Source organism: Paenarthrobacter sp. PAE-2 (assembly GCF_026013155.1).
Lineage (GTDB): Bacteria > Actinomycetota > Actinomycetes > Actinomycetales > Micrococcaceae > Arthrobacter > Arthrobacter ureafaciens.
This window is the reverse complement of record NZ_JAPDNV010000040.1, coordinates 22,248-35,017: the sequence shown is the minus strand read 5'-3', so window position 1 is coordinate 35,017 and position 12,770 is coordinate 22,248. Positions and strand designations below refer to the sequence as shown.

Sequence of the window (12,770 nt, the reverse complement as noted above, 5' to 3'; positions counted from 1 at the left end):
CCGAACATGGAGTAGAAGACGTAGATCGGGACCAGGGGTTCGCCGTGGGTGGCGTAGGAGGTTCCGGCGGCGGTGAATGCTGCGACGGCTCCGGCTTCGTTGATGCCGGGGTGGATCAGTTGTCCGGCGGGGGATTCTTTGTAGGCCAGGACGAGGTCGCGGTCCACGGAGAGGTAGTTCTGGCCTTTGGGGTTGTAGATTTTCGCGGTCGGGAAGAACGCGTCCATGCCGAAGGTGCGGGATTCGTCCGGGACGACCGGGACGAGGCGGTGGCCGAAGTTCTTATCGCGCATGAGGTCTTTGAGCAGGCGCACGAAGGCCATGGTGGTCGCGGCTTGTTGTTTCCCGGATCCGCGTTTGGCGATGTCGTAGGATTTGGCTTCGGGCAGGGTCACGGGGGTGTGGCCGGGGCGGCGTTCGGGCAGGAATCCGCCCAGTGCTTTGCGGCGTTCCATGAGGTACTGGATTTCCGGGGCGTCCATGCCGGGGTGGTAGTACGGGGGCCGGTAGAGGTCCGCGTCGAGTTGTTCATCGCTGATCGGGATGCGCAGGTGGTCACGGAAGGCTTTGAGGTCTTCCATGGTCAGTTTCTTCATTTGGTGGGTCGCGTTGCGGCCCTCGAAGTGCGGTCCCAGGCCGTAGCCCTTGACGGTTTTGGCCAGGATGACGGTGGGTTTGCCCTTGAACTCGGTCGCTGCCTTGTACGCGGCGTAGACCTTGCGGTAGTCATGGCCGCCGCGTTTGAGGTTCCAGATCTGTTCATCGCTCAGGTCCGCGACCATGTCCTTGGTCTGCGGGGTGCGGCCGAAGAAGTGTTCGCGCACGAACCCGCCGGATTCGGCCTTGTAGGTCTGGTAGTCCCCGTCGGCGGTTTCGTTCATGAGTTTGACCAGCGCACCATCGTGGTCCGCTTCCAGGAGGGAGTCCCATTCCCGGCCCCAGACGACCTTGATCACGTTCCAGCCCGCGCCGCGGAAGAACGCTTCGAGTTCCTGCATGATCTTGCCGTTACCGCGCACCGGCCCGTCCAGGCGCTGGAGGTTGCAGTTGATCACGAAGTTCAGGTTGTCCAGGTTCTCGTTCGCTGCCAGCTGCAGCAAACCCCGCGATTCGGGCTCGTCCATTTCCCCGTCACCAAGGAACGCCCAGACCTGCTGGTCCGAGGTGTCCTTGATCCCGCGGTTATGCAGGTACCGGTTGGACTGGGCCTGGTAGATCGCGTTCATCGGGCCGATACCCATCGACACGGTCGGGAATTCCCAGAACCCCGGCATCAGGCGCGGGTGCGGGTAGGAGGACAGGGCATGGCCTTCCTTGGACTTCTCCTGCCGGAACCCGTCCAGATCTTCCTCGCTCAACCGCCCTTCCATGAACGCCCGGGCGTACATGCCCGGGGAGGCGTGGCCCTGGAAAAACACCTGGTCCCCGCCCGAAGGATGGTCCTTGCCGCGGAAGAAGTGATTGAAACCCACCTCATACAACGTCGCCGCGCCCGCGTACGTGGAAATATGCCCGCCCACCCCGATATCGGAGCGCTGCGCCCGGTGAACCATCACCGCCGCGTTCCACCGCATATACGCCCGGTACCGGCGCTCGAACTCCTCATTACCCGGGAACTCGGCCTCCTGATCCACCGGAATCGTGTTCACGTAATCAGTAGTGGTCACCATCGGAACACCCACGCTCCGGGCACCAGCACGCTGGAGCAACGAACGCATAATGAACTGCGCACGCTCAGTACCCTGCTCAGCGATCAACGCATCAAGGGACTCAATCCACTCCGCAGTCTCTTCCGGATCACGATCAGGCAGCTGGGCAGTCAACCCGCTGAGGATGTGTGAGGTCTCTTCTCCTGCAGCCACGTCCAACCTCTCTTCATTGAATGTCTGGGCGCTTGCTCTGTGGGGGCGCTCAAGGAATTTCGTATTGTGAGAATAAAATTCTGCAATTCGAGATTACGCAGGCGTGGTGGGCGGCGTCAACACGGATTGCTGGACCGATACAGTCAACTCCTCCGCCTCCGGCCTATCAACAGAATGTGACCCGATAGACAGTCGACCCCTTGACCGCGCGTGATGCAGCTCATAAAGTGTTTTCACTATTCAATAACTTGTTTCCACCTGACGGAAGCAGTACGAAGTGGAGATCCACGATGCAGACGACTTCATCAGTCGGCGTCACTGGAGCTCCGGAAGAAGACGCGCATAAAGGTGGAGGACACCTTCCTTCCGTAGGAAATACGGAACTCTGCGCCATAGCTTCCGAAGCATCAGGCCGTACCATCAGCCCCAGCCTCTACAACATCGACCTCGCACCCACCAAGGTGGAGGGCCGTAAGTGGACCAGCTACAGCATCTTTACCCTCTGGGCCAACGACGTCCACAGCCTGGGTAACTACGCCTTCGCCATTGGCCTCTTCTCCTTGGGCCTTGGCGGCTGGCAAATCCTCGTTGCGCTGGGAATCGGAGCAGTGCTGCTCTTTGCCCTGCTCAACTTCTCCGGCTTCATGGGGCAGAAAACCGGTGTTCCTTTCCCGGTCATGAGCCGTATCAGCTTTGGCATTCGGGGAGCCCAGCTCGCCAGCCTGGTCCGTGGCGCCGTCGCTGTCGCCTGGTTCGGCATCCAGACCTACCTCGCTTCAGTGGTCCTGCGCGTCCTGCTGGTAGCTGTGGCACCCGGGCTCAAGGACCTGGACAGCAATTCCATCCTCGGCCTCTCCACCTTGGGCTGGCTCTCCTTCGTTGCACTGTGGATCGTCCAGCTGGTCATCGTGAGCTTCGGCATGGAAATGATCCGCAAGTACGAGGCCTTCGCCGGCCCCGTCATCCTGGTCACCATGGCAGCCATCGCCGTGTGGGTCTTCGTCGAGGCCGGCGGTGCCATCCAGTGGTCCGGCATCAAGGGCCTTGAAGGTACGGAGATGTGGCTGACCATCTTCGCCGGCGGTGCCCTCTGGGTGTCCATCTACGGCACGTTCGTCCTGAACTTCTGCGACTTCACCAGGTCTTCCACGTCCAAGAAGTCGATCGTCAAGGGCAACTTCTGGGGCATTCCCATCAACATGCTGGTCTTCGGCGCAATCGTCGTGGTCATGGCCGGCGGACAGTACAAGATCAACGGAACGGTGATCGAAAGCCCCTCGGACATCGTCCAGAGCATCCCGAACACGCTCCTTTTGGTCCTGGCGTGCCTTGCACTGCTGATCCTGACCATCGCAGTGAACCTGATGGCAAACTTCGTGGCTCCGGTCTATGCACTGACCAACCTGTTCCCGCGACACCTGAACTTCCGCAAGGCGGCCTGGGTCAGCGGCACCATCGGCCTGGTCATCCTTCCGTGGAACCTGTACAACAACCCGATCGTCATCGTGTACTTCCTCGGTGGCCTTGGTGCCCTGCTCGGTCCGTTGTTCGGCGTCGTGATGGCCGACTACTGGCTGGTCCGCCGCGGCAAGGTCAACGTCCCCGAGCTCTACACCGAAGACCCGAAGGGTGCCTACTTCTACAAGCGCGGCGTCAACCCCCGGGCCATCATCGCCATGATCCCGGCCGCAGGGCTGGCCATCGCCATCGCCTTCATCCCGGGCCTGGCCGCGGCCGCGCCGTTCGCCTGGTTCATCGGAGCGGGCGTCGGAGCGCTGACGTACTTCGCCGTGGCCGACAAGAAGCAGGCACACCTTGACGTCTCCGGCGAGCCGATCGCCGTCGCAAGCACCCACTAGAAGCAAAACCAAGGCGTTGCCCGTCCTCCCGGTACCGGACCACGGTCCCACCGGTCGCAGGGCGGGCGCTGCCCGTTGAGAGGAAAAACCATGCGCATTCTTGTTGCCAACGTGAACACCACGCAGTCCATGACCGATTCCATCGCCGCCCAGGCCCGGGCCGCTGCCGCGCCGGGTACGGAGATCGTGGGGATCACCCCGCGGTTCGGCGCCGATTCCTGCGAGGGCAACTTCGAGAGCTACCTTGCCGCGATCGCCGTCATGGATGCCGTCGTCAACTACCCCGAGCCTTTCGACGCCGTAATCCAGGCAGGGTACGGCGAACACGGGCGCGAGGGCCTGCAGGAACTCCTCGATGTCCCCGTAGTGGACATCACCGAGGCAGCAGCCAGCACGGCCATGTTCCTGGGGCACAAGTACTCAGTGGTCACTACCTTGGACAGGGCTGTTCCGCTGATTGAGGACCGCCTCAAACTGGCCGGCCTGGACGCCCGCTGTGCTTCCGTCCGTGCCAGCGGTATGGCGGTCCTGGAGTTGGAGGAGTATCCGGAGCGCGCAGTCGAGGCGATCGTAGGGCAGGCTGAAGAAGCCGTGGGCAAGGATCACGCCGAGGTGATCGTCCTGGGCTGCGGGGGAATGGCAGGCCTTGACGAGCAGATCCGCCAGCGCACCGGCGTTCCCGTGGTGGACGGGGTAGCCTCCGCCGTCACTATCGCCGAGTCCCTGGTCCGGTTGGGCCTGACCACTTCCAAGGTGCGCACCTTCGCCACGCCGCGTCCCAAGACTGTCATAGGCTGGCCCATAACCCAGGCAGCCCGTACTGCTGCACGCTAGGCGACCACCCGAAAGGCATCCATATGACTGACCCAAGCCTGCCCGCAGACCCGAGGGTCGCCGTCGTCACCGGGGCCGGTTCCGGTATTGGCCGCGCAGTTGCCCGGCTCATGCTTTCCGAGGGTTACAGGGTGGCGTTGGCAGGGCGGCGCGAGGCGCAGCTGCTGGAAACAGCGGACGGCCACCCGGACGCGCTGGCGGTCCCGTGCGACGTAACAGTGCCCGACGACGTTGCGCGCCTTTTCGAACAGGTGCGGCAACGCTGGGGACGGGTTGATGTGCTGTTCAACAATGCCGGCATCTTCGGACCGGCAGGCGACGTGGGGGACCTGGACATCGCGGAGTGGGAGGCCACGCTGCGGGTCAACGTGACCGGCTCCATGCTGTGTGCCGCCGAGGCTGTCCGGACCATGAAGGCGCAGGAGCCACAGGGCGGCCGGATCATCAACAACGGATCCATTTCCGCGCATTCGCCAAGGCCCAGGTCTGTTGCGTATACCGTCACCAAGCACGCAATGACCGGCCTGACCAAGAGCATCGAGCTGGATGGCCGCGGCTTTGGCATCACTTGCGGACAGATAGACATCGGCAACACCCGCACGGAGATCATGGACACCATTGGCGTTGGTTCCGGTGCCCTCCAAGCCGATGGGTCCCGCAAAGTGGAACCCATGTTCCCTGTGGAAGATGCGGCCCGTGCCGTGCTGATGATGGCCAACATGCCGCCGTCGGCCAGTGTGGGATCCCTGGTGGTGACCGCGGCCGGCATGCCATTTATCGGCCGGGGCTAGGAGTTTCCCGGCCCGGCGCCCAGCGCGCGTACCGCCACCACCAACATTGAGCCCAAGAAGCCCCCGACAAGCCGGATTTTCCGGCGTGTCGGGGGCTCCCCGCCGTCAAAGTGGGTCGTGGCCGCACGTCATAATGGCATACCAAACCAGATATGACTTCCGTATTATGGAAAATCAATTTCCCCTTGCGGAATGATGTGAGCAGGATTACATTGAAAACATCCCCCAAATGAGGGGCCTGTTCCCAAACTGATTGGTTCAGATCAATGAAGATCCCAGACTCTGCGGCGCTGAAGGCGAGTTCGGCTCCGCGGAAGAAGAAGCCCCTGTATAGGTCGCTCTTCTTCCAAATTCTGATCGCCGTCGTCGCAGGTGTACTCATCGGCCACTTTTGGCCGACCATCGGGTCCACCCTCCGGCCGTTGGGCGATGGTTTCATTCAACTCATCAAGATGATCATTGCCCCGCTGATTTTCCTCGTGATCGTCACGGGTATCTCAGCGGTCGGCGACGTCAAGGCGGTCGGAAGGGTCGGGGTCAAAGCACTCCTGTACTTCACCGGCGCCACGCTTTTCGCCCTCGTCTTCGGACTCATCGTCGGTAACATCGTCCAGCCGGGTGCCGGCCTGAACATCGATCCCGCGACGCTGTCCCAGGACGCCCTCAACGCCAAGACAGGCAACGCGCCGCCCAAGGACGCCGCAGCCTTCATCCTGGACGTCATCCCCACCAGTGTCATCGGCGCTTTCGCGAACAACAGCCTGCTCCAAGTCCTGTTCTTCTCCGTCTTCTTCGGCGCAGCCATCGTGGTGATCGGCCGGGAGCGCTGCATGCCGGTCATCAGCCTCATGGAGACCGTCCTCGAACTGATCTTCAAGATCATGTCCTGGATCATGAAGGTCGCCCCCATTGGTGCCTTCGGCGCCATGGCGTTCATCATCGGCCAGTACGGCCTGGGCACCCTCAGCACCTACGCCCTCTTGATCGCAGCCTGCTACGGAGCCGCCATCGTCTTCATCGCGCTGCTGTTCCTCGTTGCATGGAGCTTCGCCCGGGTTCCGCTGTGGAGCTTCCTGAAGTACACCCGCGAAGAATTCCTGCTGGCACTCGGGACCGCCTCCACGGAGGCCGTCATGCCGCGCATCATGACCAAGCTGACCAACGCCGGCTGCTCCCGGGCCACCACCGGCTTGGTGGTTCCCACGGGTTACTCCTTCAACCTTGACGGCGCCGCGATCTACCTCTCCATCTCACTGCTGTTCCTGGCGCAGGCGTTCGGGCACAACCTGGACCTCGGCCAACAGCTCGCGGCGCTCGGTGTGCTGCTGCTGACCTCCAAGGGCATGGCAGGGGTTCCGGGTTCATCGTTCCTGGCCCTCTCGGCAACCGCCGCAGCCCTGGGCATCTTCCCGGTTGCCGGCGTCGCACTCCTCCTCGGTGCGGACCGCCTCATGGACTCGATGCGCGTTGTGGTGAACCTGCTCGGCAACTGCGTGGCGACCTTCGTGGTGGCCAAATGGGAAGGTCAATTCGACCGCAGCGTCATGCTCCGTGCTTTCAAGGGCGAGATCACCAACGAGGATTCAGCCATCATGCTCGGCAAGGAAGACGTCTACGAGGAGCAGGAACTGCAGCGGATCACCGGCGGCCAGAACCCGTCGCCCAAATTCCGTGGCGGTCCCACCCCTGACAACATTCCGCAGTTCGAAATGAGCAAGAAGGGCCAGTCCGAAACCCCGGTCTGCCCCGACTGACTCCGAACAGTCGCACCGATGCCCCCAAGACCCGGTCTTGGGGGCATCAGCTGTTTCCGCCCGCTATCGGGTTGGTGCGCCTAGAGCGGCAGGAGCGTTGAAAGGTCCGCGCGGAGGCCGGAAGCTGCCACGCGCCCGGCGGCAACGGCCTCTCCCCACGTGATCCGTCCGGTCACCAGTTCAAGCCAGGTGGCGCCGTCGGTCTCGATGACGTTCGGGGGAGTGCCCCGCGTGTGCCGCGGGCCCTCCACGCACTGCGTCACGCCGAATGGCGGTACGCGGACCTCCACCGAATTACCCGGCGCGCGTGCGGTGACTTCCTCCAGCGAGTAGCGGACCGCCGTCGCAATGATGGAGCGCGACGGCGGGGTCCCGGCTTCGTCGCCGCCGGAACCTTCCCGGGGCCCGACGGCGGACTGCCAGGCTTCCACCGCGGCGCGGCCCTCGTTGATGTCGACGCGGCGTCGTGCAACTGCCATGAACTTCTCCTAAACCTACGTATCAGTCTCAGTCGAGCAACGCGGACACGGCATTGCCCAGCCGGATCCTGCCTACTTGCCGTCCGCCGCCCAGCACGGGTTCCACCACACGCTCCAGCACGTTGGAAACCGCCGGGATGTCCACGGCGCCGCTCACGGCAAGGAGCGTCAGGCCTACCAACGACGTGGCCCGAAGGTTCCCGTCCAGCACTTTGACGGCCACGGTCGCGCCGGTGTCCGTGGCGAGGACCAGCACTCCTTCCGCGCCGATCTTGGCCAGGACTCCCAGCTCTTCCATGACGGTGGTATTCGCTTCGCCCCGGCCTTGGACGGCCCACGGGTAGTCCAGCATGGACGTGGCGATGGTGGCGGCGCGGGCATTGGAGGCGGGGTTCCCGGGCGATTGGGCCAAGCGCGAATAGGCCCGGGCCAAGCCGGTCAAGGAGATCGCCGCAACGGGTGCGCCACAGCCGTCGATGCCCAGATGCGCAATCCGCTGGTCGGCGTACTCCTCGATCACGGTGCGCACTTGCTGCTGCAGGGGATGGTTCGGCTCGAGGTAGCTGCGGAGGTCCCAGCCGTTTTCCACGCACGCCCACAGGAACGCGGCGTGCTTGCCCGAGCAATTGAAGGCGAGTTTCGACTGGCCCCGCTCGGTCCGGACCAGCCAGTTCCTTGCGGTCTCGTCCTGGGGCCAGGCTGCGGGGCACTGGAGCTGGTCTTCCTTCAGCCCCGCCGCTTTCAGCATGCCTTCAACCACGTCCATGTGATCGAGGGAGCCGTTGTGGCTGGCGCAGGCGAGGGCCACCTGTGCACCGCGGAGCGGGACGCCGGACTGCATGGCGGCAAGGGCCTGGAACGGCTTGAGGGTTGAACGGGCCATGACGGGGGCGTCAATGTCGCCGAGGCTCGTGACCACATTCCCGTCCCCCGACAGGACCACCGCGGAACCGATGTGCCGGGACTCGATGAAGCCGCTGCGTTCGATCACTGCAAGTTCGACGGCGGACTCAACGGTGAACGTTTCATGGGAACTCAGTGGCATGAGCCCAGTCTAGGCGGCGCAGGACGTGGGGAGCGGGTCATCCTTGCCCGGGGGCTGACACACCTTAGGACTCGCACGCCTTCACAAAGTACCCTTGAAGACTGTGAAGGTACTCGTCATTGGCCCAGGCGGCCGCGAACACGCCATTGTCCGCTCCCTGCTTGAAGATCCCAACGTCTCCGAGGTCCACGCGGCGCCCGGAAACGCAGGCATCAGCAAACTGGTTCCCACCCACGCGATCGACGGGAACAGCCCGGAAGCCGTGTCCGCCCTTGCCACCAAGCTCGGCGTGGACCTGGTAGTCGTTGGTCCGGAAGCTCCCCTCGCCGCCGGTGTTTCTGACGCCGTTCGTGAGGCAGGCATCCCCGTTTTCGGTCCTGGCAAGGAAGCCGCCCAGCTTGAGGCATCCAAGGCTTTCGCGAAGCAGATCATGGCCGAGGCCGGCGTGCCGACCGCCATGGCCCGGGTTGCCGAGAACGCCGAAGAAGCCGCTGACGCGCTGGACACCTTCGGTGCTCCCTATGTTGTGAAAGACGACGGGCTGGCTGCCGGCAAGGGCGTTGTTGTCACCCGTGACCGCGATGAAGCCCTCGCCCACGCGCAGGCCTGCTTCGATGCCGGCGGAACCGTGGTGATCGAGGAGTTCCTCGACGGGCCCGAGGTATCCCTGTTCGTTCTTTGCGACGGCCGCAACACCGTCCCGTTGTCCCCTGCGCAGGACTTCAAGCGCATCTTCGACAACGACGAAGGCCCCAACACCGGCGGCATGGGTGCTTACACCCCGCTGGAGTGGGCTCCCGAAGGGCTCGTCCAGGAAGTCATCGACCGCGTCGCACAGCCGACCGTGGACGAGATGGCCCGCCGCGGCACGCCTTTCATCGGCGTCCTGTACTGCGGCCTCGCTTTGACCTCCCGCGGCACCCGCGTCATCGAGTTCAACGTCCGCTTCGGCGATCCGGAGACCCAGGCCGTCCTTGCCCGCCTCAAGACGCCGCTCGGTGCGCTGCTGCTGGCAGCTGCCAAGGGCGAACTGGACACGGCAGAAGAGCTGCGCTGGTCCAAGGACACGGCAGTCGCCGTCGTCGTGGCCGCTGAGAACTACCCGGACACGCCCCGCACGGGCGACCGCATCCGCGGCCTGAAGAAGGTCGACGAACTGGACGGCGTCCATGTCATCCACGCCGGCACCAAGCTGGACGACGACGGCAAGGTGGTTTCGGCCGGCGGCCGCGTTCTGGCCGTTGTTGCGCTCGGTTCCGATCTGGTGGACGCGCGCGAAAAAGCGTACGACGGCGTGGAGCTGGTTCAGCTCGAAGGCGCACAGTTCCGTACGGATATTGCAGGCAAGGCCGCTCGCGGGGAAATCCACGTACCGTACGGCGCCACCGGAAGCATCCCGAAAGTGCAGGCCTGAGCCATGACTGATTCCCTTCCCAACGGCGGCCTTGAGACGCAGGCCTTGCAGCTTCCCGGCTGGACGCACGTGTACTCCGGCAAAGTCCGCGACCTTTACTTTCCTGCCGACGAGTCCATTAATGAGAAGTTCGGGCAGGAGTGCGTCCTGGTGGTCGCCAGCGACCGGATCAGCGCCTACGACCATGTGCTGAGCAGCGAGATCCCGGATAAGGGCCGCGTGCTGACGCAGTTGAGCCTGTGGTGGTTCGAGCAGCTGGGTGTTGAGCACCATGTGCTTGCTTCCACCGTTGAAGGCGGTGTTCCGGCGGAGGTTGAGGGCCGGGCCATGATCTGCAAGAAGCTGGACATGTTCCCTGTGGAGTGCATCGCCCGCGGTTACCTGACCGGTTCCGGGCTGGCCGAGTACAAGGAATCGGGCACGGTGTGCGACATTCCGCTTCCCGAGGGCCTGGTTGACGGGTCCCGCCTGAAGAAAGCGCTGTTCACGCCGTCGGCCAAGGCCGAGGTGGGCGAGCATGACGAAAACATCACGTACGACGACGTTGTGGCCATGGTTGGCGACGACATCGCTGCACGCCTGAGCGAGCTCACCCTCAAGATCTACACCCGCGCCGAGGAGATCGCCCGGGAACGGGGCATCATCCTGGCCGACACCAAGGTGGAGTTCGGTGTCGATGCGAACACGGGCGTGATCACCCTGGGCGATGAGGTCCTGACGCCGGACTCGTCCCGTTTCTGGGATGCGTCCACGTACGCACCGGGTAAGTCGCAGCCGTCCTATGACAAGCAGTACGTCCGCGACTGGCTGACCTCCGCGGAATCCGGGTGGGACAAGTCCTCGGACACCCCTCCGCCGGCCCTGCCTGCCGAGGTTGTGGAGCGCACCCGCGCCCGCTACGTCGAAGCGTACGAGAAACTGACGGGCCGCACCTTCGCCTAACCCAGCCCAACTGAGTCGCAGTAAAGCGCGTTTTGAACCCTCAAAACGCGCTCTACTGCTACTTAGATGGGTTTAGCTGGCCTCTGAGTGTTCCGGGTGTGTTGCGGCGGCGCGGCGTTCGGCCAAGCGGATCTCCAGGACCGCGTCCATGGCCTGCTGAACACGGTCTGAGGCACCCGCCGCGCTGAAGTCGTGCTGTGCTTCCTCCAGGAAGTGAAGCGCCTCGGCGGTTTCGCCCGCAGCTTTCAACGACTTGCCGAGCAGAAGCGAGACTTCGCCGGCAGTGTGCCGGGCCAGGACCTTGCGGTCCTCGTAAATCTCCCGCAATTTGTCGACGGCGGCAGGAATGTCACCGGTCAGGTACAGCCAGCGCGCACGGATGAAAGCGACTTCGAGCTGGTCCGTCTTGTTGCCGCCCACAATGGACAGGGCCAACTCAGCCCGCTCGATGGCGGACAACGTCTCCGGCTCAACGATTCCGGAGGACAGCCGGACTGCGGCGGAGGCCTTGTTGAAGCGGGCCCACAGTTCGATGTCGTTGGCGGGGGAGAGGAGCTTGGCGGCCCGTTCGTGGTGTTTGATGCCCTCTGCGTAATCGTGGCGCATGAAGGCGACGTTGCCCACCACCCAGGCCACCTCGCCGGCGAGCTGGGACATGGAGTGCTCGTCCATGTGTTCGATCATCTGGAGGCAGTACTCCCATGCCTCATCCAGCTTTCCGCTCTCGGCCAGCGCACCAATCAGCGCCCGGTGGGCGCCGATGATCAGCGTGGATCCCTTGGGCAGTTCACGGGAGAGTTCAACAGCCTTTTTGGCGTGCTCGACGGCGGTGGCCAGTTGGCCTTGACCGTGGCACACAGCAGCAAGCATCTGCCAGGCACGTACTCCCAAGCCTGCGGATTCGGTGGCCATAGGGTGTTCCAGCAGGTGTTCGACAATCTGCTGGCATTCCTTCAGCAGGCCCTGCTTCATGACGCACTCCGCCTGCATGTAGGTCATGTTCCACCAGGCGCTGTTGTTCTTGGCTTCCAGCGCGATCTGCGCTGCCGTTGCTGCATGACTGGCGGCCAATTGGTAATCGCGGAGGTCCCAGGCCTGCCGGGCGTAGAGACCGGCCAGGACGTACTCGGCGTCACTGACTGAAACGGGCTGGCTCCAGGCCTCCAAGGCCTTGGGCGCCAGTTCCAAGCGCCGAGCGAGTTCCTCGATGACCTCTTGGGTGGGCTCGCGCCGTCCGGTTTCAAGCAGGGAGATGTAGCTCGGGGAGTACAGGTTCTTACCCAGCTCGGCCTGGGTCAGACCGCGTTCCAGCCGTTCGGCACGTAGTTTCTCGCCGAATCCGTTTCCCACGGGTTCCTCCCTACGGTGTCTTTCGACCCAAACCTTGACAGTGTCTGTGGAAAACATTTTACAATGTATGTCAACAGGGACCGCGCAATTTCCGTAACGAATCCGACTCGCATTGGGGAACAATATGTTCAAGAAACTCGCCGCCTCGGTGGCACTGGCAGGCGCGCTTGCGTTCACGGTTGCGGCTCCCGCAGTCGTCTCCGCGGCTTCGACCGTTGAATCCGGCACTTCGCTCAGTGCGATCGGCAACTGGCCGGATCCGATGCGTGCAAGCGTAGCGGTACCCACTAAGACATCCGAGCCGACGTACACCACGTCGTCCATCGGCAACTGGCCGGATCCGATGTAAACAACTATTCGACTGGAACCCCGGAGCATCACGAGCTGCTCCGGGGTTTCTTTTTGCGTTTTATGCGTGGACAGCCCGGCGTCGCCACCTT

At 63.4% G+C, this 12,770-nt stretch carries 11 protein-coding genes; 7 read left to right on the top strand and 4 right to left on the bottom strand.

Going from position 1 to position 12,770, the window contains the following annotated elements:
- On the bottom strand, positions 1 to 1,862 hold a 1,862-nt coding region (gene aceE / locus OCL88_RS17930), incomplete at its 3' end, for a pyruvate dehydrogenase (acetyl-transferring), homodimeric type (RefSeq protein WP_264963404.1).
- A gap of 290 nt (positions 1,863 to 2,152) precedes the next feature.
- Here aceE and OCL88_RS17925 point away from each other — a divergent pair.
- The 4 genes from OCL88_RS17925 to OCL88_RS17910 all read left to right on the top strand — a co-directional run bounded on the left by OCL88_RS17925 (position 2,153) and on the right by OCL88_RS17910 (position 7,100).
- The gene (locus tag OCL88_RS17925) at positions 2,153 to 3,721 is read left to right on the top strand and encodes an NCS1 family nucleobase:cation symporter-1 (protein ID WP_264963403.1); all 1,569 of its coding nucleotides are present in this window, start codon (positions 2,153 to 2,155) and stop codon (positions 3,719 to 3,721) included.
- A 90-nt stretch (positions 3,722 to 3,811) separates the two neighbouring features.
- The gene (locus OCL88_RS17920) at positions 3,812 to 4,555 is read left to right on the top strand and encodes an aspartate/glutamate racemase family protein (RefSeq protein ID WP_166186447.1); all 744 of its coding nucleotides are present in this window, start codon (positions 3,812 to 3,814) and stop codon (positions 4,553 to 4,555) included.
- Positions 4,556 to 4,578: 23 nt separating this feature from the next.
- Positions 4,579 to 5,346 (top strand): SDR family oxidoreductase, encoded by a 768-nt coding sequence (locus tag OCL88_RS17915; RefSeq protein ID WP_264963402.1) that lies wholly within the window; start codon positions 4,579 to 4,581, stop codon positions 5,344 to 5,346.
- Positions 5,347 to 5,612: 266 nt separating this feature from the next.
- A complete protein-coding gene (locus tag OCL88_RS17910; protein ID WP_166186445.1) occupies positions 5,613 to 7,100 on the top strand; it encodes a cation:dicarboxylate symporter family transporter in 1,488 nt (495 codons plus the stop codon).
- Between the two features lie 80 nt (positions 7,101 to 7,180).
- Here OCL88_RS17910 and OCL88_RS17905 read toward each other — a convergent pair whose 3' ends face one another.
- On the bottom strand, positions 7,181 to 7,579 hold the full coding sequence (locus OCL88_RS17905) for a sterol carrier family protein (protein WP_264963401.1): 399 nt from the start codon (positions 7,577 to 7,579) through the stop codon (positions 7,181 to 7,183).
- 28 nt (positions 7,580 to 7,607) lie between these two features.
- Positions 7,608 to 8,624: an asparaginase gene (locus OCL88_RS17900; RefSeq protein WP_264963400.1), complete on the bottom strand. Its 1,017-nt coding sequence runs from the start codon at positions 8,622 to 8,624 to the stop codon at positions 7,608 to 7,610.
- 103 nt (positions 8,625 to 8,727) lie between these two features.
- Here OCL88_RS17900 and purD point away from each other — a divergent pair, with 103 nt between their 5' ends.
- Positions 8,728 to 10,038 (top strand): phosphoribosylamine--glycine ligase, encoded by a 1,311-nt coding sequence (gene purD, locus OCL88_RS17895; protein ID WP_193593664.1) that lies wholly within the window; start codon positions 8,728 to 8,730, stop codon positions 10,036 to 10,038.
- A 3-nt stretch (positions 10,039 to 10,041) separates the two neighbouring features.
- Positions 10,042 to 10,980: a phosphoribosylaminoimidazolesuccinocarboxamide synthase gene (locus OCL88_RS17890; RefSeq protein ID WP_264963399.1), complete on the top strand. Its 939-nt coding sequence runs from the start codon at positions 10,042 to 10,044 to the stop codon at positions 10,978 to 10,980.
- 72 nt (positions 10,981 to 11,052) lie between these two features.
- On the opposite strand, the gene OCL88_RS17885 is transcribed toward OCL88_RS17890, so the two are convergent.
- Entirely contained in the window at positions 11,053 to 12,330 is a 1,278-nt protein-coding gene (locus OCL88_RS17885; protein WP_264963398.1) for a helix-turn-helix domain-containing protein, read from the bottom strand.
- Between the two features lie 124 nt (positions 12,331 to 12,454).
- Between OCL88_RS17885 and OCL88_RS17880 the strand changes: the two genes are divergently transcribed.
- A complete protein-coding gene (locus OCL88_RS17880; RefSeq protein ID WP_264963397.1) occupies positions 12,455 to 12,679 on the top strand; it encodes a hypothetical protein in 225 nt (74 codons plus the stop codon).
- The last annotated feature ends 91 nt before the right edge of the window (positions 12,680 to 12,770 follow it).

What these genes read in the sequence shown, in the direction of transcription:
- OCL88_RS17925 (WP_264963403.1), top strand. Translation starts at nt 2,153, where the DNA reads ATGCAGACGACTTCATCAGTCGGCGTCACTGGAGCTCCGGAAGAAGAC.
- OCL88_RS17920 (WP_166186447.1), top strand. Translation starts at nt 3,812, where the DNA reads ATGCGCATTCTTGTTGCCAACGTGAACACCACGCAGTCCATGACCGAT.
- OCL88_RS17915 (WP_264963402.1), top strand. Translation starts at nt 4,579, where the DNA reads ATGACTGACCCAAGCCTGCCCGCAGACCCGAGGGTCGCCGTCGTCACC.
- OCL88_RS17910 (WP_166186445.1), top strand. Translation starts at nt 5,613, where the DNA reads ATGAAGATCCCAGACTCTGCGGCGCTGAAGGCGAGTTCGGCTCCGCGG.
- OCL88_RS17905 (WP_264963401.1), bottom strand. Translation starts at nt 7,579, where the DNA reads ATGGCAGTTGCACGACGCCGCGTCGACATCAACGAGGGCCGCGCCGCG.
- OCL88_RS17900 (WP_264963400.1), bottom strand. Translation starts at nt 8,624, where the DNA reads ATGCCACTGAGTTCCCATGAAACGTTCACCGTTGAGTCCGCCGTCGAA.
- OCL88_RS17890 (WP_264963399.1), top strand. Translation starts at nt 10,042, where the DNA reads ATGACTGATTCCCTTCCCAACGGCGGCCTTGAGACGCAGGCCTTGCAG.
- OCL88_RS17880 (WP_264963397.1), top strand. Translation starts at nt 12,455, where the DNA reads ATGTTCAAGAAACTCGCCGCCTCGGTGGCACTGGCAGGCGCGCTTGCG.